Consider the following 20,219-nt stretch of genomic DNA (forward strand, 5'->3'; position numbering starts at 1 on the left):
TCAGTAACCCTGGTAGATTTATTGATTAATTAAAGTCTATAGGGTATAAAATACTGGTTGTTACTCAAGCATTAATGTACCATGCCAGCCAGTTGGGAGAGCCAGATGATTGAATTTGGGTTAAAAAAGAAACATGAAGATTATCAAACCCATTACTAACTGGTTAGAAACCCGTGCGATCGCCCCTGCGTACACTGGGTGGGTATTAGGCGGAATTGCGATTTGTTTTTTTGGTGCAGCCGTGAATACTATGGCTGGCTGGTTGTATGCCATCAGTGGGATTAGTTTTGCCCTTCTGGGTATATCTGCTTTTTTACCACCGCGATCGCTTGTGGGTTTAGTTGTGAAACGTCGCCCCATGCAACCTGTATCAGCAGGGGATGAGTTGACTGTGGAATTAGAAATCTGCAATCAAACTCGGCAACCTGTGAGTTTATTACAGGTGGAGGATATATTACCTTATGTCTTGGGTAAACCAGTAAAAACAGCGATCGAGACAATTAACAGCCACAGCAGTTATCGTTGGGTATATTATCAAACAACTACCCTGCGGGGCGTTTATCGCTGGCATACAGTGGAATTGGCTACCGGTGCGCCATTAGGTTTATTTTGGTGTCGTCGTCAGCGTCAGTGTGCGGCTAGTGCCATTGTTTATCCCACGGTGTTACCTTTGACTACTTGTCCCCTGGTGGATGATTTGGGGAAAGAAGACAGCAAACGCGGTGATCCCCGGAATATACCTTTGCAAACAGCGACATCTGGGTTAGTGCGATCGCTGCGTCCATATCGTCTTGGTGATCCCACCCGGCTGATTCACTGGCGGACTAGCGCTCGTTACGGGGAATTACGGGTGCGGGAGTTAGAAATAGTTACAGGTGGACAAGACATCATTATTGCCCTGGATAGTGCGGGAAATTGGGAAGCCGATAACTTTGAACAAGCAGTAATTACGGCAGCTTCTTTATATTTTTATGCAGTCCGGGAGCAAATCCCAGTGCAGTTATGGACAGCATCCACAGGTTTAGTTAAGGGCGATCGCGTGGTGTTAGAAACTTTAGCCGCAACTAGATATCAAGAAGAGATTAGCAGCGATCGCCAAAACCAGTCCATAATTTGGCTAACTCAAAATTCCTCAACATTAACCTCTCTAACACAAGGTAGTCGTTGGGTATTGTGGCAGAATACGACCTCACCAGGCGAACAAGCAGTAGTTAATCGGGATTACCCCGGAATTGTGGTGCAGAACGACCAAGAACTGCAACCGCAACTACAAAAATTATGACACCCTAGATGTTTTTCAAATCAGCATGGAATTGAAATTCGGCAAATCTCCCCGGTAATAGCCCCGTGAGGCTGAGGTACAATGCAAAGAAATATTTAAATTATGAGCGCCGATCCACATGATCTCATCAGAAAATAACACAACATCCACTGATAAAAGCCTAGAGGCAATGCGGCACTTTTCCGAACAGTACGCCAAACGTACCGGAACCTACTTCTGTTCAGAACCTTCTGTCACCGCCGTAGTTATTGAAGGATTAGCCAAACATAAAGACGATTTGGGTGCGCCTTTGTGTCCCTGTCGCCACTACGAAGACAAAGAAGCAGAAGTTCATGCTACATATTGGAACTGTCCTTGTGTCCCCATGAGAGAACGCAAAGAATGCCACTGTATGCTGTTTCTGACCCCAGATAACGAATTTGCCGGCGAACAACAAGAAATTAGCCTAGAAGCCATCAAAGAAGTCAGAGAAAGTATGGGATGAGCGACATTATCCCCCTAGAATTTTGGCAAGGTGTAGAACAGTTTAACTCTGGTCAATTCTACGCCTGTCATGACACCTTAGAAGCTTTATGGATAGAAGCCGGCGAACCAGAAAAAACCTTTTATCAAGGTATTTTACAAATTGCTGTAGGTCAGTATCATTTGGGTAATGGTAACTGGCGAGGTGCAGTAATTTTACTAGGAGAAGGCTGCAATCGCCTCCGACGTTACCCATCTGTTTACAATAAAATTGATGTAGACGAGTTATTAAGTCAGAGTACCGCCTTGTTATCCGCACTACAACAAATGGGAGCAGAAACCCTGAGTGCTGGTGACTTAGGTGAACATCAGGCTTTGCCTACACCAAAAATTATCCTCACCAACGAGTAAAACTCAACCCCTGATCAACTCTTTCCCAGCCTCAAACTGGGAATGCAGGCTAGGGGAGAAAGAGGCAGGGGGGCAGGGGGCAGGGTGCAGGGGGCAGGGGCAGGGGAGCAGGGTGCAGGGTGCAGGGGGCAGGGTGCAGGGGGCAGGGAGCAGCCTTAAAACTCGTTAATAACAAGGGTTTTGTGATCGTTTTTTTTGTAACCACTTTGGCGGTTACCATAAATAAATGTTGATATGGGCGAAACCTTGAGGTTCAACATAGCGTCAATATTTTAACTAGCAGTTATCTCAAGCCAAAAAATTGCGATCGCATAGTTAGTATATAAGCTGATATCCTAAATTTTTAAAAGTATCATGTCTTACTATCAAATACCAGTATCACAAATCCGTCGTCTAGGATTCGCCTTGATGTTACCAGCTGCCCTCTTGGGTACATTCACATTTCCCACTCACGTCCAAACTGCCACTGCACAAACATCTCAGACAAATAGCCCCCTCACCATCAGCGCTGATGTCCAAGAATATAACGCCAACACCCAAGTAGCAACGGCTCGCGGTAACGTGCAAATGTTATATCCATCTCGCCAGATTAAAGCCACAGCTGCTCAAGCACAATTTTTTAGCAAGGAACGTCGCATTGATCTCAGTGGCAACGTTTATATTTTACAAGAGGGAGTCAATAGTATCCGTGCGGAAAAAGTGACTTATCTGATTGATGAAGGGCGTTTCGTAGCTTTACCGCAATCCAACCGTCAGGTAGAATCTACCTATATGGTGAATGATAGTGAAGTTGATAATTAGCTGCAACTTTCTATAAGTAGAACTCAACTCCAAGTATTAAAAGTTCTCCACAGGCGGCTATGGGGTTGATATGTCGATAATAGGCAACCGTATACTATTCTAAACATAGTAAAGATTGATCGTTTAACTCATGACTAAAAGTCACGAGTCTGCGGCTGGGAGAAATCAATGAGGAACATAGGCGCGAATCGTGAAAATCGTTTTAGAGAATATTCACAAGTCTTACGGTAAGCGAAATATAGTCAATCGCGTCAACCTTTCCATTTCTCAGGGTGAAATCGTGGGGTTACTAGGCCCCAATGGTGCGGGTAAAACGACCACATTCTACATTGCTACAGGCTTGGAAAAACCCAACCAAGGCAAAGTTTGGCTAGATACGATGGAAATAACTACAATGCCTATGCATAAAAGAGCGCAATTAGGTATTGGTTATTTAGCTCAGGAACCAAGTGTTTTTCGCCAACTCTCAGTAGAGGAGAATATTCTCTTAGTCCTAGAACAAACTAATGTCCCACGTAGGGAGTGGTCAAACCGAATGCAAGCTTTACTACATGAGTTTCGTTTGGAAAAAGTAGCGAATAGCAAAGGTATTCAACTTTCCGGTGGAGAAAGACGGCGCACAGAATTAGCACGAGCATTAGCTGCGGGAAAAGACGGGCCAAAATTTTTACTTCTGGATGAACCATTTGCGGGAGTTGATCCCATTGCTGTTTCTGAGATTCAGCACATTGTCGCCCAATTGAGCGATCGCGGTATGGGTATATTAATTACAGACCATAATGTTAGAGAAACCTTAGCCATTACAGACCGCGCCTATATTATGCGCGAGGGACAAATTCTCGCTTTCGGTAATCCTGAAGAACTTTATCATAATCCCTTAGTGCGGCAGTATTATTTGGGTGATAACTTTCAAGCCTAAATTAATTAAAACTTACGCAAATCCTGATTCCTCTGTGTCCTCTGCGTCTCTGTGGTTAGTTATTCCATAATTTCTGCATACTTTGCCGAATTTGCGGTTTGTTTTACGCTAATTTTCCAGTCCTGTTATTAATTAAAAATTTAACCGTTGCTGTTAAATTTGTTAGGATATAAACAGATAATTAAAGCTTCATATTAGGGATTTTAGACCTACTTTTCACCATAACAGTTTATTTTTATAACCCTGCTTAAGTTTGATAGTTCGTCATGATAGCCAAAAAATTTAATTCTTTATACAGTTTCAATTCCCTCTTACCTTTCACCCTCATGGATCGCTACCTTACCAAAGAATTGGTAGCACCATTTTTATTTGGTGTCGGAGCGTTTTCATCCCTGGGTGTGACTATTGACGCTGTATTTGAGTTAGTCAGGCGAATTGTAGAATCGGGATTACCAATTAGTATTGCAATTCAGGTTTTTTTATTAAAGTTTCCCAATTTTATTGTTTTAGCTTTTCCCATGTCCACCCTCCTGGCTACTTTGATGACTTATAGTCGTCTTTCTAGCGAGAGCGAACTTATTGCTATGCGTGGCTGTGGGGTAAGTGTTTATCGCATGGTGTTGACGGCGGTGATGTTGAGTTTGCTAGTCACGGGAATGACATTTGTGTTTAATGAGCAAATAGCACCCGCAGCCAATTACCGAGCAACTGTTACTTTGGAAAAAGCCCTGAAATCAGATAAACCGACTTTTCAGCAGTCAAACATTTTTTATCCTGAATATCGAGATGTTCAACAGGCTGATGGTAGCAGACAGAGGATACTGGCACGTTTATTTTACGCTGACCAGTTTGATGGAAAAAAAATGAAGGGTTTAACAATTATAGACCGCACAACGGCAGGTTTAAATCAAATTGTGGTATCTGAATCTGCCGAGTGGAATGTGGGTGACAATGTTTGGGATTTTTATAACGGTACGGTTTATTTAGTGGCTCCTGATAGTTCCTATCGCAATATTTTACGGTTTGAACACCAACAACTACAACTACCTCGGACACCTTTAAACTTAGCTGAGAGAAGCCGAGATTATGGGGAAATGAATATTAGTGAGTCTTTAGAACAGTTAGAAATAGAACGTATCGGTGGAGACAGGCAAAAAATTCGCAAATTGGAAGTGCGTATCCAACAAAAATTTTCTTTACCATTTGTTTGTGTGGTTTTTGGTTTAGTGGGCGCATCTATGGGAACTCGACCCCAACGTAGCGGACGAGGTACAAGTTTTGGTGTAAGTGTTATTGTCATCTTTACCTATTATTTAATTTTCTTTATTAGTGGCGCAATGGGACAGGCTGGTGTTTTTTCTCCGTTTATGGGAGCTTGGTTGCCTAATTTCTTGTTTTTAGGGATAGGCTTATTTCTATTGATGCGGGTGGCTCAACGATGATTTAGGTGAGGGAGCTAAAATAAGATAGATAAATATTGGTAAGTTTCAGTTGTTTATGATGTGTAATTATGTCAGAGAATCATAATAAATCCGCTTATTTACGTTATTTCAAAGCTAAATTATTGGTTTTAGCTAAACCTAGTATTTGGGGAACAGCAATTTTTTTATCAGCGATAGGGCTGGTAATTCGGGAATATTGGTCTAACCCGAATATGTCCACTTATAAGGAAAATCAAGAGATTCCGGCTCTCCAGTCCGATGGTTCTAATCTTTCAGCAGAAGATAGAGCGATCGCCGCCGATTTGGATAATTTACCAGCTTTGTTGAATGATGCGGAACCGGGAAATCTACCTGTCATAGCTCCTCTTCCACCGTTACCACCTCAGCCAAATAATAGTGATAATGTATTGGGGGAAATCAACAAACAAGGGTCTTCTAATGCAGAATCAAAGCCCGAAATAGCGACAGTGAATGATATAGCACCGCCTATGGGAAAGAATCCCTTTGTGACAGAAGCGGAACAGTTATTGCAGTCGGGAACCTTTAATGTTAATGATCAACCTTTAGGAATTAAACCTTTACCAACCACATCTCCATCAACAGATGCAAAATCTTCTCAGTCCGGTGATGGTGTTAATGAAACTGCAAAAAGTGAAAGTTCTGAACCAAAGGGTTTATCACTCATACCACTGAGTGAATTAAGTAATTTGAGTGTCCCTAGTGTGGGGAGTGGAAATCAAATTAATCCTTTAGCACCCACTCCGGTTGGTGGAGTTACACAGATAGCCCCTAGTTTAACTAATCCGGGGTTAAATCCTGTCAATGGTGTTCAACCTACAGCACCTATACCAACTAATTTACCGCCGAACTCTGGGAATAATTTCGATAGTATCCCGGAATTACCTAGCGCCGCAGAATCCACAATGTCTGGTGTTCAAACTAATAGACCCTCTTCTGCTATCCAGCCTCCCAGTTCAGTTAACCAGATTTCGCCAGTGGTGGCTGATCGTAATGGTAATTTAATTTGGCGATCGCCTGCGGAACAAATGCAGGTCAATTCCTCAGATATAGGCGAACTCTCTAAACAAGACTTAGAGATACTGGAACAAATCAGAAATTCTGGAGATTAAGATTTTTAGAGATGGGGGGAGAATAGAAACTCAGGATTAATTATGCTATCCTCCCACCCCTGATTCAGATTGTGCTACTGCTTAACTGTGCTTCTGAAATCCAAGTACCGTGAAAACCATAGGGTACTCTTTGGGGAATAATTACCCGCGCCACAGGTTCTGCGGTGACATCTTGGGCGTTGACTACCACCAGTTCCGAAGTTTCTGTATTTTGATCGTAAACAAAGGTGATTAACCAGCCATCATCTTCACTTGTAGCGCCAATGCTGGGTGCAAATACTGCTTCACCGCCATAACGTCCCTTACCAAATTCATGGGTTTGAGATTTGCCATTTTTCAGGTCGTATTTAATTACACCGTCAAATAGTGGGAGGGAACCCGGAGCCATTTTGCCAGCATAGCCGTATTTTGTAGGTTGTCCGCAGAGGGTTTCGTTAATGCGGGGAAATTCCGCAGGTACATCGTCTAGCATTTCTTCGCGCAGTTTCCCCGTGGTGAGGTTAAATCGCCAGCGATGTAAACGGGGAATATCTGCTTCTGTATCAGTTGCGGAATTATCTGCTTTTAAGACTGTGGTGGAACTCATGCGACAGGCGATCAGTACAATTTCGTCTCCATCTTCGTAGGCGTTGAAGGTATGGAAGACGTAACAAGCGGGACTTTCAAACCATCGGATATTACTGTTATCACCATGACGGGGGACAATCCCAAAGCGACTGGGGCGATCGCCTTCAAACATCATCGCAGGTTCTCCCCGTTGCATTCTTTCAGGGTTGAATGTTAAGGGTAAATCCATAAAGATTGTATAGTTTTCGGTGATGGCGAAATCGTGCATCATCACCCCGATGGGCAGGTCAATTGGCACTGTTCGCAGTATTTCACCTGTTGCCGAAACTACGCTGTATTGTAAGTAAGGTGGGGCGAATGAGTAACCAAAGAACATCATTTCACCTGTATTCGGATCTACCTTGGGATGGGCTGTAAAGGCAGAAACTAATTGATTATTATAAGTATATTCACCAATTGTCTGTAAATCTGGTAACTGGATAGCGTGGGGCGCACCGCCTTCATTTAACGCTAACATTTGTCCAGCGTGCCAAACTAGGGCTGTATTAGCAGTATTTTTGTATCCACCATGAGGATTATCTGGCTGGGGTGGTTCAAATATTCCCGACCATACGGCTTTTCCGGCTTTGTTTTCTATCTCCCATCCTTTGGTTCGTATGTAGCGATTACAATAGGTGGCTTGACCATTGCTAATTCTCAGACCATGTAACATCCCATCGCCATCAAACCAATGATACTTACCAATGGGAGACCATTGGGGGTTGGGGCCATTGCGGACAAACATCCCTGAGAGATTGGCGGGTAATTCCCCGATGACTTTGAGGGTATCGGTGGTGATCTCTGACCGCACTGGTGCAAAGTTGTGATCGAGATAGGGATTAATTTGTGTGGTTGTCATGGTGTTGAGCGAGTGAACAAGTCTTTTTTATAATATTAGCGATCGCCTTAAGGGGATGTTTGAAAAGTTTTTAATGTATAAATGAACCCCTCTCCAAACCTCTCCCCGACACGGAGAGAGGCTTTGAAACCCCCATTCCCTGGTAGGTAGGGAAGGGGGGAAGGGGGGTTAGGTTTTTGGAGATTATTGGTTTCATCTGATACTTTTCAAACACCCTCTAAGGGTGCTTCATACTACTAGTAGATGTATTTATCGCAACCGCCCAGAATCTAAAGACAAATCTGATGATACTTTCAGACTTTTATCGCTAGTTGACATACCTCCTCGTCCTAAAGAAGCGAGGATTCCTTGACACTTCGCTGGAACACGCCACAAGTGGTCTTATCATCCCTCCATGTCCGTTTAAAGTCTCCCAATGCCCTATGGCGACTATGCCCAAATTTTAACATAAAGCCGTCCTAGAACGCGATGCACTGAGCTTGTCGAAGTGACGGGGCTTGTATCCCATTATTTTCGGTCATTAATAGATTAAACTGAGGTCAGGGTAATCCCTGAAAATCCCAGAGCTAAATTATGTTTGTTGCGGATCTGAAACCAGAATCAATTCATCTAACTTGTAATATATGACGGTGGAGCTAAAGGTGACTAGTACTGATAATCACAACTTCTCTTTTTCAGGAGAAGTATCTATCCCCCAGGCTCCTCCTGAATTTAAATCAGGGTTTATCGGCATTATTGGTCGTCCCAATGTCGGTAAATCTACTTTGATGAATCAATTAATAGGACAAAAAATTGCAATTACATCTCCCATAGCCCAAACTACACGCAATCGTTTACGGGGGATTTTAACTACCCCAGAAGCACAGTTAATTTTTGTCGATACACCAGGAATCCATAAACCCCATCATGAGTTGGGAAAAGTGCTGGTAAAAAATGCCAGAAATGCGATTGATGCGGTAGATGTAGTCTTGTTTGTGGTCGATGGTTCCGTACCTTGTGGCGCTGGCGATCGCTTTATTGTAGATTTGCTAATTAGGACTGAAACCCCTGTGATTTTGGGTTTAAATAAAATTGACCAACAACCGTCGAATTTTGACCTCATTGATCAAAGTTACCAGTCTTTAGCTAAAGAGCAACAATGGCCGACAGTCAAGTTTTCCGCCCAAACTAGCGCCGGTTTACCAGAATTACAACAGTTATTAATTGCAGGTTTAGAAACCGGGCCGTTTTATTATCCCCCGGACTTAGTAACCGACCAACCGGAACGGTTTATCATGGGTGAGTTAATTCGGGAACAGATTTTACTGTTAACACGGGAAGAAGTTCCCCATTCAGTGGCGATCGCCATTGATTTAGTCGAAGAAGCTCCCACTATTACCCGTATCCTGGCAACTATACACGTTGAAAGAGATTCTCAAAAAGGGATTTTGATTGGGAAAGGTGGCTCTATGCTCAAAGCCATTGGTAGCGCAGCCCGCGAACAAATTCAAAAACTCCTTGATGGTAAAGTTTATCTAGAACTGTTCGTCAAAGTGCAACCAAAATGGCGACAATCCCGGATGAGTTTAGCAGAGTTGGGCTACCGTGTGGAAGAATAGTCATTAGTCATTAGTCATTAGTCATTTGTCAAATGAAAAAACAACTAACTGATAACTGATAACTGATAACTGATAACTGATAACTGATAACTGAACTTATACCCAAATCTGCACAACCCGCCCCTTGATTTCTTGTCCGAGCCAGGGTGTATTCTGAGACAGTGTACAAAGATTTTTCTTTTCCACTTTCCAGATATCCTGGGGGTCAAATAAGGTAAGTTCTGCTTTGTGATCAGGAGTAATTGTACTGGGAACCTGTTGCAAACATCTGGCTGGTTGGGTGCTTAAAGCTCGCCATAGTTGTAATGCGGTAAATTTGCCAGTTTCTACCAAATTCTGCCATAACAAAGGTAATGCTAATTCCAAACCAATTGCGCCTGGGGGCGATTCTGCAAAGGCTTGGACTTTCTCCTCATAAGTGTAACCTGCATGATCAATGGCGATCGCATCAATGACACCTGCTTTCACACCCTCAGCTAAAGCCTCCACATCGCTGGAATTACCTAAAGGTGGGTCTAAACGGAGACTTGTATTATAACTCTTAATAGCTTTAGTGTCAAGTAACAAATGCATCCAAGTGGTGCTGGCGGTGATCGGTAAACCCGCAGCCTTAGCCGAGGCGATGAGTTCCACACTGCGAGCGGTAGAAACCCGCATGATATGTACTGGTGTACCTGTAGCTGCGACTAATTCGATCAAAGATGCGATCGCCGTTGTTTCCGCACTAGCAGGGATTGGTGGTAAACCCAAACGTAGAGCTTCCGTACCTTCACGGACAACTCCATTCGCAGATAATAGGCGATCGCCAGGAGAAAAAGCCACCGGTTTACCCACAGGTCGCAGATATTCCAAAACCCGGCGGACAAACCCCAAATTCTCCCCAGCCTTACCATCCGTAAAACCCACCACACCCGCAGCAGCTAAATCTGTTAATTCCGTCAATTGCTTCCCCGCCAAATCCAGACTCAGCGCCCCCCAAATATCAACATGGGGCATATTTACCATTTCCCCAACCCTTTGATGCAACTGTGACACCATAGCAGGATGATCAATAGCGGGAGACGTATCAGGTAAAATACCGATGCGCGTAAAGCCCCCAGCCGCAGCAGCCTGTAATAAAGATGACAGAGTTTCCCGTTCCTCGAATCCAGGTTCGCCGGAATGACTATACAAATCCACTAAACCAGTACCGAGAACCAAGCCCCGACAATCTTTAATTTCAGCATCCGAACTCAAATCAGAAATCTGGCTAGCGACAGCTTTAACTTCACCATCAGCAATCAGAACATCAGCAATTTCGTCAATTTCCAAACCTGGATCAATTATCCTTACCTGTCGTAGCAATTCCGCCATATAATTTCAGATTATTATTTAGACAATTTATTTTCAGACTTATCCCAACTGCATATTATTTCGACCTCTCCAGTTCCCTCCCTGCTTCCGGGGAGAAGTCACAAGGAGGGTTTCCCTCCGGGTGAACTTCGGAGGAGGGTTAGGGTGGGGTTATTTTGATACATCTTTATTTTTAAATTGGTGAGGACTTACGCACAAGTGACGGAATAACGAACCACAGAGACACAGAGTACACAGAGAAATAAGGGTTTGAGAGATATTTTGCGTAAGTCCTGTTGGTATTACCCAAGAACCGATACAACAAAAATTATTTATAACCACAGATGAACATAACAGTATTTTTTCTATGTCTCTGTGGTTTTATTTTCCTTCGCCAGAATTTGATTACAAGGCTCCAGCCGCAGTTTTATCTAACACCCCTCCACTCAAATGACTAGTAATATTCATCGCTTGTAACACAGGTAAACCATTTAATCCGGATGGGTAATCAATAACACTCACAGCACCATTACCCTGGCGGAAATTCCAGAAGTTTTCCGTTGATAAACCCAGAACATGACACAACAAAGTCTTATTAGTCGCATCGTGAGCCACGATTAAACCAGTTTGGAGTTTTTTAGCCAATGCAGCTTCTACAATTGATTGCCAAGATGCCACACTACGCTCACAAACATCCTGCAAATTTTCACCTTCTGGCATTTGCACCTCTGCTGGTACAAGTCTCCAGCGCTCCAACTCTCCAGGAAACTCTTCCTCGATCTCTTTTTCTAACTTTCCTTCCCACAGTCCATGACTGATTTCTCTCAAACCATCTTGTAATTCTAAATTTACATTAGGATGGTGAGCCAATATTAATTCTGCTGTTTCTTTCGGGCGCATCATTGAACTACTAACAGCAAAGTCAATAGTCACATCTTGGAGAAATTCCCCAGCTGTTTGTCCTTGTTTTTTACCATTGTCATTGAGGGGAATATCAATTTGACCTTGAAATCTGGTTTGGCGATTCCATTCAGTTTCTCCATGACGCACCAGCAACAACCGTACACCTTGATGATCTGGTCGCAAAGAGGGAAAAACCTCACCCAAGTGTTGGGTTTGATTCATTGATTCTAATTGCACTGGTTCTCCTAAACCACCAGCAAAATTGAGGACACTGATACAACAGTTAGATTGCTGTAGAGAATGGTAGCGGCTAGGAGGAATCCCCAAAGCTGTACTAATCAGGGCGCGATTAATGCCATTATGCGCCACTATCAGGATAGTTTCCCCTTGATGACGTGACAAAATTTCTTGCCAAAATGACTGCGCTTGTTCATAGATAGACAGCACCGGAAAATGTTCTCTAGTTCCTTGTGCATCTTTTACCAACATCCGCAATTCATGGGGGCGTTCTTTCCAGATGTGGTAGTCTTCGCTAAACTTTACTTTAACCTCAGCACTCAGCATTTCTGCCCACAAAGGCAAATCAATTTCCATCAGTTGATCGGAACTTTGCGGAGTCACTGATTTCTGAGAATCAGTCTTTAACTCACTATATATAATCTCGGCTGTTTGTTTCGCTCGCTGGAGAGGACTGTGATAAATAGCACTAAACGAAATACTGCTGAGGGCTTTTCCTACCTTACTGGCATCTGCACAACCTTTTTCCGTTAACCTTGATACATCGGTACGTCCTTGGATTCGCCGCTCGGTGTTATAGCTGCTTTCTCCGTGGCGCACAATGATGACACGAGTCATCTGCATTCCCCTCCTATATCTAAAGGTATAATTCTACAACGATTGCAGGAGCTTAATTCATAAATACCCGCCATCATCAATTAGTCTCGCCCACAGGGGTAAATAACACAAATGCAATAATACTGTGATTTCCTGACCTAGACGTAATTAGTAAAGCCTAGTATGATCAACAGCGTTTTCAATACTGTGGTGTGATTGTGGCTAGTCAAAAAAAATGGTATCGTTCCATCTCTAATATTCCCGGACAAGCCTATCTCTGGCTAGCAATCTTGATTTTTGGCGGTTCTGGTGCAGTTACTCGCAAGCTGACAGAAATCGGTGCTGAAAACTTAATAGATGGTCGCAATCCGATTTCATTGTGTAACGTTTTATTTGTGGGGAACTTCTGCGGTTTAATGGTTCTGATGTTGATCTATGGGCGACAGTGGAACAAAGCAAGTTTGAGGCAAATATCCCGGAAGAATTGGTTAATTTTGATTGTGGTAGCCATTCTTGCGGGTGCTATTTCTCCCAGTTTAATTTTCCAAGCCTTGGAGTTAACTGAGGTGAATAATATTATTTTGGTGGGGAGATTGGAACCCCCATTGATTTTAGCTTTATCCTTTTGGTTGTTGGGGGAACGGGTAAATATTTGGGAAGTTGTGGGTGCGATCGCCGCCTTTATGGGTGTAATCCTGGCTATCTTTCTTCAGCCACCAGGACAAGAGATGATGAATCTTGGCGGTTTTAATTTAGGACTTGGGGAAATCTTAACTGCGATCGCATCAGTAGCCCTAGCCATATCTACCATCATTAGTAAAAACTATCTCTCTCAGATTCCCATAGGAATATATAGCATCTTTCGCACTGCCTTGGGAACTATGATATTTTTTTTTACTGCCATCATTCTTTATGGTAGCGAACATTTTATGGATATATTTTCACCTTTTTTATGGCAGTGGATGTTGTTATATGGCATAGTCATTATAGTTTTAGGTCAGTCATTTTGGGTGCAGGGTTTGCGAAAGTCCTCTGTCTCTGTGGCTTCCTTAGTCGCCTCCTTTACCCCGGTCACCGGAATTTTAGCAGCTTATTTCATCCTCGGCGAAACCCCTACCCTAGCCCAATACATAGGCGGTAGCGTCATTTTAGTTGGGGTATCTCTCAGCCAATTTGGTATTTGGCAAAAACATAATCGCAGACATACACCCGACAGCATAAAATCTGCACCAGCACAACAAGAAATAGAAAGTGAAATTGGATTTAAAGGCATTTAACAACAGGTAGTTAATCATATTTATTTCAGCTAACCTTCACTTTCATGAAAAGCTAAAAACTGCTCCTGATTAATTCTCCCAGCCCGATAAAGAGTTTCCGTAATTTCTCCCAAAGTGAACACCGCATGGGCTTGATAACCATTATTAAGTAATCGTGCTTTCACACCTTGTTCATGATCAATCAACACCACAATATCCCGAACATTCAAACCTGCTGATTGCAACTTTTCCGCACCCTCCATCACACTTTTACCAGTGATTAAAATATCATCAACCACCACCACAGTTTCACCAACCTGAAAATTACCCTCAATTAACCTACGAGTTCCATGTGCTTTTACCTCCTTCCGGGGATAAATCATCGGACAATGGAGACGCAAAGATAAACCAGTCGCAGTAGGTAAAGAACCGTAAGGAATACCCGCCAACCTATCAAAACTTAGAGAATTTAAAATCTCCTCATAAGCAATCAGAACTTGATGAAAAACTTGGGGATTAGAAATAATTTCCCGTAAATCAATATAATAAGGAAAAGTAGCCCCTGACGCTTGCACAAAATTACCAAACATAATGCAACCAATATCATAAAGTTGCAAAATCAAATCTTGCTGCGAGTGCTGATTCACAACAGAAACATCAGGTAACAATACAGTACAACTAGAAGCATCACGGACAATTTTAGTTTTTGCCAGATTAATTTCAGCAGATAAAGCCTGAATACTTTCCCTTAAATTCGGTTGACTCAACATATCTTGAGGAACCGGAATCAATAACCCATCATTCTCAGCATTCAACCCAGCCTCTAAAATTTGATTGAAATTACTACCCTCAGCCCAAATACTCCGCGCCATAATCATTCTTTCCGGCGCAACTGAGCGAATTAGCGCCATCACTTCCGGATTTGTCGTCCCTACTTCCAACGCCAACTGTTCTGGAGTCCCCCAATTTTTCGACTCCTTCACCACCTGTAAATAAAGCGGTGAATCATTACTGGGATATTGTTGTAAAGATGCAGCACCTAAATTAGAAGTACAACATAAAATAAATACCGCCTTATCAGGGTAAACTAAAAACGGTGCTACATGGTCTTGACCTGTATAAGGACTCAGAGTAATTGCATCTACATTCCATTCTGTAAAAACTGTACGTGCAAACACCGTACTTGTATTTAAATCACTATGTTTCGCATCTAAAATAATAGGAATATGACTGGGAATAGCCGCCAAAACTTTTTCTAGTAATTCTAAACCACGAACACCTAAAGCCTCATAAAATCCCAAAGTCGGCTTATAAGCACAGACAAAATCCGCAGTTTCCCTAATAATAAATTCTAACCACTTCTGCAAGTCAGAAATCATATCCTGAGATTTATAATCAGCAGACATCATCTCAGGATTCGGGTCAAGACCTACAAAAAGTAAACTTTGATTTTGCGATATACTAGCCTCTAACTTCTCCAGAAAATTCATCTTTATAATCACCTAAATATAGGACTACTATTTGATTATTTAACAAACACGTAGTGGACTGACAAGGCTAAAATGTTGCAATAGATTTTTCAGAAAATTGAGATAAATCAATGTTTTCGGCTTTTTCATAATGCACTGTTTTAAGCTTGTCAATCCAGTAGGGTGTGTTAGCGGTAGCGTAACGCACCAAACCCTTAATAATGGTGCGTTACGGATTTCATCCTAACGCACCCTACAATACTGATAACTGATAACTGTTAACCGTTAACTGTTAAAACTCTCTAAAGTCCAGCAAACCAGTCATAACCCTGATCTTCCCAGTAACCCTTAAACAGAGATAAACCACTCACAAGGGAGATTTGCGTTACCCATTTACTCTGCTTATAACCGAGTTTAATAGGAGAAGCTAAACGTAAAGGCGCACCATTATCAACAGGTAAAATTTCGCCATTTTTCTCATAAGCTAACAAAGTTTGAGGATGTAAAGCAGAAGCTATATCCCAACTTTCGTAGTAACCATCAGCCGATTTAAAATAAGCAAACTTGACATTAGCTTGAGGTTCCGCAAGAGCGATAATTTCCCGCAGACATACACCACCCCACTGTACTATAGCCGCCCAACCTTCCACACAAACATGGCGAATAATCATAGAAGTTTGGGGTAAAGCCTGAATTTCTGCCAAAGTAAGACTGAGAGGATTGTTTACTGCACCATCAATAATTAAACGATATTGTTCTGGGTCAATAATTGGTGTACCTCTGAAAGTATTAACTATTAATTTCTCCGGTTGAATTTCACTTAGAGAAAATTCTGGTACAGGTTTTTGGGGGTTTAATATTAATTCTCCCACTTGGCGATTTAGTGGTTCAGAAAGTGTCCCTACTATATCTTCAAATAGAGGTGTACCACAGCCGCTTAGAAGTAAACTTAAGCTAGATAAACCTGAAACTTTGAGAAATTGACGACGCTGTAAATGATGGAAATTCATAGATTTTGAGGATTTTAGAGGAATTAACCGCAGATAAACATAGATGGTTTTTTGAGCGATTTTAATTCAGTTAATTTACCAAAACATGGATTCTGTTAGTTGGGAACCGCCAGCTTTTTTACCTAATATCCAGTGAATAATGGTAAATATAATTACTATTGGTACTGTAGCAAAATGCACAATTCTTAATGCTTGCCAATCGCCGAACATCTCTACAATCCAGGGAAATTGAGCAGGTTTATACATTCCTATCCCTGTGAGTAATGCTAACAGTAAAATAGGGATAATTGCTGTATAAATTATCCGATGCCAAGCGTAAGTTAAACGCCGAGAATTTTGCGTTTTTTGTAATGCTTTGATGTCATTTACACCCACAAATCGACTGCGCCAGCGTCGGGTAATTAAAACATAAAGTCCATACCACAGCAGATTTAATGAAAATAACCACATAGCTGCAAAATGCCAATGTCTACCCCCGGCTAACCAACCTCCCAAAGTAAATATGGGGGGAATGTGTAAACCCGCACGTCCACCAAATACGGGGTTAGCATTGTAAATTTGTAGTCCACTGGTGAGCATGAGAAATAAACTGATGATATTTACAGAGTGGAAAATCTTCGCGCCTATGGCTTGAATATGTAATCGGCGCTGGGGAGAGGGAACATTAAGACTCATTGATTAAACTGTAATTAAACCGACAACTCAATCATAATTCTTAGTCATCTCTTCTTTATGACTTTGTACCTTTGTAGTCAAAAGATAATAAGATAAACCACTAAGACAGAATGAAACAAAGTTTTAAGCAGTGGAAAGACTCTTAAGGATAGCCAGAATTATTGATATCTGTACTGAATGGATTGGTAAATTAACCAATTGGTTGGTGCTAGTCATGGTGATACTTGGTGTATGGAATGTTTTAGGGGAATACCTGGGGGGATTAATTGGGGTTGATTTAAGTTCTAACGCATATAGAGAAGCCCAGTGGTATATTTTTGATTTAATTTTCTTGTTGGGTGCAAGCTACACGTTAAAGCACAATGAACACGTGAGGGTGGATGTTTTTTACAGTAATTGGCCGCCTCGGCGGAAAGCACTAGCAGATTTGTTAGGAACAGTATTATTTCTGATTCCCTTCTGTCTGATGGTGATATTTTTTTCTTGGGATACTGTCGTGGCTTCGTGGCAAATTTGGGAAACATCGCCTGATCATGATGGTTTACCCCGCTACCCGATTAAAACCATGATTATTGTGGCTTTTGTGTTGTTAATTTTCCAAGGAATTTCTCAGGTCATCAAAAATTTGGCAATTATTCAAGGCAGACTCGAACCCCAGGAGGCAAATCATGACACTGGATTATGAATGGCTGGGGCTAGTGATGTTTGCGGGGGCGTTAGTGCTGCTATCTCTGGGATATCCTGTAGCTTTTTCTCTGGGTGGGGTGGCAATTTTATTTGGAATAATCGGGATTTCATTGGATGTATTTGACCCGGTGTTTCTCACTGCTATGCCTCAGCGCATTTTCGGCATTATGTCAAATTATACTCTGTTGGCTATCCCCTATTTTATTTTTATGGGGTCTATGCTGGAGAAATCTGGGATAGCTGAGAATTTGTTGGAAACAATGGGGATTGTTTTGGGGCGGTTGCGTGGCGGATTGGCTTTAGCTGTGGTGTTGGTGGGGGCGCTGTTGGCTGCAACTACTGGGGTGGTAGCGGCTACGGTGGTGGCTATGGGTTTAATTTCTCTGCCGATTATGCTGCGCTATGGATATAACAAGCAATTAGCTACTGGTGTGATTGCAGCATCGGGGACTTTGGGGCAAATTATCCCGCCGAGTGTGGTTTTGGTGGTACTGGGTGATCAGTTGGGGATTTCTGTTGGGGATTTATTTTTGGGTTCCCTGATTCCGGGTTTGATGATGTCGGGGGCGTTTGCTATTCATGTGCTGATTGTGGCATTTTTAAAGCCGGATTTAGCGCCAGCTTTGCCTGCTGAGGTGCGGGATATTGGTGGGAAGGCTTTGGGAAAACGGATTATTCAGGTGATGTTACCGCCGTTGATTTTGATTTTATTGGTTTTGGGAAGTATCTTTTTTGGCTTTGCGACACCGACTGAGGCGGGTGCTGTGGGTTGTGCTGGTGCGATCGCATTAGCGGCTGCAAATCGTCAACTTACCTTAGAATCTCTGCGTCGGGTTTGTGATACAACTTTAAAAATCACCAGCATGGTGCTGTTTATTCTCTTGGGTTCCACTGCCTTTAGTTTAGTATTCCGGGGTTTAAATGGCGATCAATTTATGTTCGATGTCCTGGCGAATCTTCCCGGCGGTAAAATCGGCTTTTTAATGGTCAGCATGGTGACGGTGTTTATTCTTGGCTTTTTTATCGACTTTTTCGAGATTGCTTTTATTGTCATCCCCTTATTTGTGCCAGTAGCCGAAGAATTAGGCATTGATTTGGTTTGGTATGGTGTGATTTTGGGAGCAAATCTGCAAACATCCTTCCTCACACCGCCCTTTGGTTTTGCGTTGTTTTACCTCCGTGGTGTCGCACCTCCAGAAGTCACGACATCTGACATTTATCGGGGCGTTATCCCGTTTGTTTTGCTGCAAATTTTAGTTTTGCTATTAATTATCGCTTTCCCCGGTATTGTGAGTTTTTTACCGAATTTGGGAAGGTGAAAGATTACCCCACCCCCAACCCCTCCCCGCAAGCGAGGAGGGGAGAAAGAGAAGAAAGGGGAGAACATTTTTCCCACACCTCCCACACTTCCCACACTCCCCACTCCCCACACCTAACTATTAGAGATGGCGAAATTGGCGTAGCTTAATTCATTGACACGGTTCCAGTCGAAAACTTGTTTACGGAAGCCTTTCCACTGTTCGTAAACTTGTTTGAAATTTGCGTCTTTAGTAGCATTTTCTTCTAAGAAGTCAACGGAGGCTTTTTGAGATGCTTGCATGATTTCTGGGCTGAAGGCAACTAATTTAGTACCGCCGGCGGTTAATCTTGCTAGGGCTTGACCATTCAAGGCATCATATTCAGCTAGCATATTCATGTTGGCTTCATAAGCTGCTGTTTTGAATATGGCTTGGTATTCTGGAGGTAATTTGTCCCAAGCACTACGATTAACTAGTACATCTAAGGTTGGCCCTGGTTCCCACCAACCGGGATAATAGTAAAACTGGGCGGCTTTGTGTAACCCTAGTTTCTCATCATCGTAGGGGCCTACCCATTCTGCGGCATCGATTGCGCCTCTATCTAGTGCTAGAAAAATTTCGCCTCCTGGTAATACTTGCGCGTTCACACCCATGCGAGAGATGACTTGTCCCCCTAATCCGGGAATCCGCATTTTTAAACCTTGGAGGTCGGCAACGGTGTTAATTTCTCTTTTAAACCATCCTCCCATCTGTGCGCCAGTGTTACCGGCTGGAAAGTTAATTATATTGAAGTCGCTATAAATTTTTTGCATGGTTTCTAGTCCGCCACCATGATATAGCCAAGAGTTTTGCTGTTGGGCGTTTAAGCCGAAGGGTACGGAGGTGCCGAAGGCTAAGGCTAAGTTTTTACCGATGTAATAATAATTGGCTGTATGTCCGCATTCCACTGTTCCTGCTTGCACTGTGTCCATGACTTGCAACCCCGGAACTAGTTCCCCTGCGGCTAAGGGTGTAATGGTGAAACGTCCGTTGGTCATTTCGCTGACTCGTTTAGCAAGTATCTCTGCACCGCTAAAAATCCCTAGAGATTTCGGCCAGCTAGTTACCATTCGCCACCGCAGATTCGGTAGTCCAGTTTGGATGTTAGCGGCGGTTTGGGTACGCGCACAGGAACTTAATGTGATGGCTGTTGCAGTGGCGATCGCACCTGTGTTAATAATTTTTCTACGTTTCATGCTTGGTATA

General features: G+C 42.7%; 18 protein-coding genes. 11 read left to right on the forward strand and 7 right to left on the reverse strand.

Translation table 11 applies throughout. From position 1 onward, the window contains the following. The first annotated feature begins 133 nt into the window (after nt 1–133). The 7 genes from VB620_RS14915 to VB620_RS14945 all read left to right on the forward strand — a co-directional run bounded on the left by VB620_RS14915 (nt 134) and on the right by VB620_RS14945 (nt 6,447). Complete coding sequence (locus tag VB620_RS14915) at nt 134–1,282, forward strand: DUF58 domain-containing protein (protein WP_323196940.1); 1,149 nt, start codon at nt 134–136, stop codon at nt 1,280–1,282. Nucleotides 1,283–1,400: 118 nt separating this feature from the next. Further along, on the forward strand, nt 1,401–1,766 hold the full coding sequence (locus VB620_RS14920) for a ferredoxin thioredoxin reductase catalytic beta subunit (protein WP_323196941.1): 366 nt from the start codon (nt 1,401–1,403) through the stop codon (nt 1,764–1,766). Then, nucleotides 1,763–2,155: a DUF309 domain-containing protein gene (locus tag VB620_RS14925; RefSeq protein WP_323196942.1), complete on the forward strand. Its 393-nt coding sequence runs from the start codon at nt 1,763–1,765 to the stop codon at nt 2,153–2,155. The genes VB620_RS14920 and VB620_RS14925 overlap by 4 nt, the downstream gene beginning before the upstream one ends. A gap of 354 nt (nt 2,156–2,509) precedes the next feature. Further along, nucleotides 2,510–2,956, forward strand: coding sequence for an LptA/OstA family protein (locus VB620_RS14930; protein WP_407674224.1), 447 nt, complete (start codon nt 2,510–2,512; stop codon nt 2,954–2,956). 190 nt (nt 2,957–3,146) lie between these two features. Continuing rightward, nucleotides 3,147–3,875 (forward strand): LPS export ABC transporter ATP-binding protein, encoded by a 729-nt coding sequence (gene lptB / locus VB620_RS14935; RefSeq protein WP_323196943.1) that lies wholly within the window; start codon nt 3,147–3,149, stop codon nt 3,873–3,875. Nucleotides 3,876–4,201: 326 nt separating this feature from the next. Then, nucleotides 4,202–5,317, forward strand: coding sequence for an LptF/LptG family permease (locus VB620_RS14940; protein WP_323196975.1), 1,116 nt, complete (start codon nt 4,202–4,204; stop codon nt 5,315–5,317). A 68-nt stretch (nt 5,318–5,385) separates the two neighbouring features. Further along, nucleotides 5,386–6,447, forward strand: coding sequence for a hypothetical protein (locus VB620_RS14945; protein ID WP_323196944.1), 1,062 nt, complete (start codon nt 5,386–5,388; stop codon nt 6,445–6,447). Between the two features lie 64 nt (nt 6,448–6,511). Here the strand turns inward: VB620_RS14945 and VB620_RS14950 are convergent, their stop codons facing one another. Next, nucleotides 6,512–7,912, reverse strand: coding sequence for a carotenoid oxygenase family protein (locus VB620_RS14950; RefSeq protein ID WP_323196945.1), 1,401 nt, complete (start codon nt 7,910–7,912; stop codon nt 6,512–6,514). Nucleotides 7,913–8,535: 623 nt separating this feature from the next. On the opposite strand from VB620_RS14950, the gene era reads away from it, so the two are divergent. Then, nucleotides 8,536–9,510 (forward strand): GTPase Era, encoded by a 975-nt coding sequence (era, locus tag VB620_RS14955; RefSeq protein ID WP_323196946.1) that lies wholly within the window; start codon nt 8,536–8,538, stop codon nt 9,508–9,510. A 96-nt stretch (nt 9,511–9,606) separates the two neighbouring features. Here era and VB620_RS14960 read toward each other — a convergent pair whose 3' ends face one another. Next, on the reverse strand, nt 9,607–10,863 hold the full coding sequence (locus tag VB620_RS14960; protein WP_323196947.1) for a dihydroorotase: 1,257 nt from the start codon (nt 10,861–10,863) through the stop codon (nt 9,607–9,609). 384 nt (nt 10,864–11,247) lie between these two features. After that, nucleotides 11,248–12,600, reverse strand: coding sequence for a histidine phosphatase family protein (locus VB620_RS14965; protein WP_323196948.1), 1,353 nt, complete (start codon nt 12,598–12,600; stop codon nt 11,248–11,250). Nucleotides 12,601–12,797: 197 nt separating this feature from the next. Between VB620_RS14965 and VB620_RS14970 the strand changes: the two genes are divergently transcribed. Continuing rightward, nucleotides 12,798–13,856 carry a DMT family transporter gene (locus VB620_RS14970; protein ID WP_323196949.1) on the forward strand — a complete coding sequence of 353 codons (1,059 nt, stop codon included), beginning with the start codon at nt 12,798–12,800 and terminating at the stop codon, nt 13,854–13,856. 29 nt (nt 13,857–13,885) lie between these two features. On the opposite strand, the gene VB620_RS14975 is transcribed toward VB620_RS14970, so the two are convergent. The 3 genes from VB620_RS14975 to VB620_RS14985 form a co-directional block, all read right to left on the reverse strand. After that, the gene (locus VB620_RS14975) at nt 13,886–15,325 is read right to left on the reverse strand and encodes a bifunctional orotidine-5'-phosphate decarboxylase/orotate phosphoribosyltransferase (protein WP_323196950.1); all 1,440 of its coding nucleotides are present in this window, start codon (nt 15,323–15,325) and stop codon (nt 13,886–13,888) included. A gap of 281 nt (nt 15,326–15,606) precedes the next feature. Beyond that, on the reverse strand, nt 15,607–16,314 hold the full coding sequence (locus tag VB620_RS14980; RefSeq protein ID WP_323196951.1) for a molybdopterin-dependent oxidoreductase: 708 nt from the start codon (nt 16,312–16,314) through the stop codon (nt 15,607–15,609). Nucleotides 16,315–16,389: 75 nt separating this feature from the next. Further along, a complete protein-coding gene (locus tag VB620_RS14985) occupies nt 16,390–16,989 on the reverse strand; it encodes a cytochrome b/b6 domain-containing protein (RefSeq protein ID WP_323196952.1) in 600 nt (199 codons plus the stop codon). A gap of 130 nt (nt 16,990–17,119) precedes the next feature. On the opposite strand from VB620_RS14985, the gene VB620_RS14990 reads away from it, so the two are divergent. Next, nucleotides 17,120–17,674 carry a TRAP transporter small permease subunit gene (locus tag VB620_RS14990; protein WP_323196953.1) on the forward strand — a complete coding sequence of 185 codons (555 nt, stop codon included), beginning with the start codon at nt 17,120–17,122 and terminating at the stop codon, nt 17,672–17,674. Further along, the gene (locus VB620_RS14995; protein ID WP_323196954.1) at nt 17,658–18,995 is read left to right on the forward strand and encodes a TRAP transporter large permease; all 1,338 of its coding nucleotides are present in this window, start codon (nt 17,658–17,660) and stop codon (nt 18,993–18,995) included. Before VB620_RS14990 ends, VB620_RS14995 begins: the two co-directional genes overlap by 17 nt. 113 nt (nt 18,996–19,108) lie before the next feature. On the opposite strand, the gene VB620_RS15000 is transcribed toward VB620_RS14995, so the two are convergent. Further along, nucleotides 19,109–20,209, reverse strand: coding sequence for a TRAP transporter substrate-binding protein (locus VB620_RS15000; protein WP_323196955.1), 1,101 nt, complete (start codon nt 20,207–20,209; stop codon nt 19,109–19,111). Nucleotides 20,210–20,219: the final 10 nt, after the last annotated feature.

It is taken from the genome of Nodularia harveyana UHCC-0300 (assembly GCF_034931085.1).
In the GTDB taxonomy this organism is placed as follows: Bacteria; Cyanobacteriota; Cyanobacteriia; order Cyanobacteriales; family Nostocaceae; genus Nodularia; species Nodularia harveyana.

Bases quoted from the DNA above. Each gene is read 5' to 3' on its own strand.
- VB620_RS14915 (WP_323196940.1), top strand. From the start codon at position 134: ATGAAGATTATCAAACCCATTACTAACTGGTTAGAAACCCGTGCGATC.
- VB620_RS14920 (WP_323196941.1), top strand. From the start codon at position 1,401: ATGATCTCATCAGAAAATAACACAACATCCACTGATAAAAGCCTAGAG.
- VB620_RS14925 (WP_323196942.1), top strand. From the start codon at position 1,763: ATGAGCGACATTATCCCCCTAGAATTTTGGCAAGGTGTAGAACAGTTT.
- VB620_RS14930 (WP_407674224.1), top strand. From the start codon at position 2,510: ATGTCTTACTATCAAATACCAGTATCACAAATCCGTCGTCTAGGATTC.
- VB620_RS14940 (WP_323196975.1), top strand. From the start codon at position 4,202: ATGGATCGCTACCTTACCAAAGAATTGGTAGCACCATTTTTATTTGGT.
- VB620_RS14945 (WP_323196944.1), top strand. From the start codon at position 5,386: ATGTCAGAGAATCATAATAAATCCGCTTATTTACGTTATTTCAAAGCT.
- VB620_RS14950 (WP_323196945.1), bottom strand. From the start codon at position 7,912: ATGACAACCACACAAATTAATCCCTATCTCGATCACAACTTTGCACCA.
- era (WP_323196946.1), top strand. From the start codon at position 8,536: ATGACGGTGGAGCTAAAGGTGACTAGTACTGATAATCACAACTTCTCT.
- VB620_RS14960 (WP_323196947.1), bottom strand. From the start codon at position 10,863: ATGGCGGAATTGCTACGACAGGTAAGGATAATTGATCCAGGTTTGGAA.
- VB620_RS14965 (WP_323196948.1), bottom strand. From the start codon at position 12,600: ATGACTCGTGTCATCATTGTGCGCCACGGAGAAAGCAGCTATAACACC.
- VB620_RS14975 (WP_323196950.1), bottom strand. From the start codon at position 15,325: ATGAATTTTCTGGAGAAGTTAGAGGCTAGTATATCGCAAAATCAAAGT.
- VB620_RS14980 (WP_323196951.1), bottom strand. From the start codon at position 16,314: ATGAATTTCCATCATTTACAGCGTCGTCAATTTCTCAAAGTTTCAGGT.
- VB620_RS14985 (WP_323196952.1), bottom strand. From the start codon at position 16,989: ATGAGTCTTAATGTTCCCTCTCCCCAGCGCCGATTACATATTCAAGCC.
- VB620_RS14995 (WP_323196954.1), top strand. From the start codon at position 17,658: ATGACACTGGATTATGAATGGCTGGGGCTAGTGATGTTTGCGGGGGCG.
- VB620_RS15000 (WP_323196955.1), bottom strand. From the start codon at position 20,209: ATGAAACGTAGAAAAATTATTAACACAGGTGCGATCGCCACTGCAACA.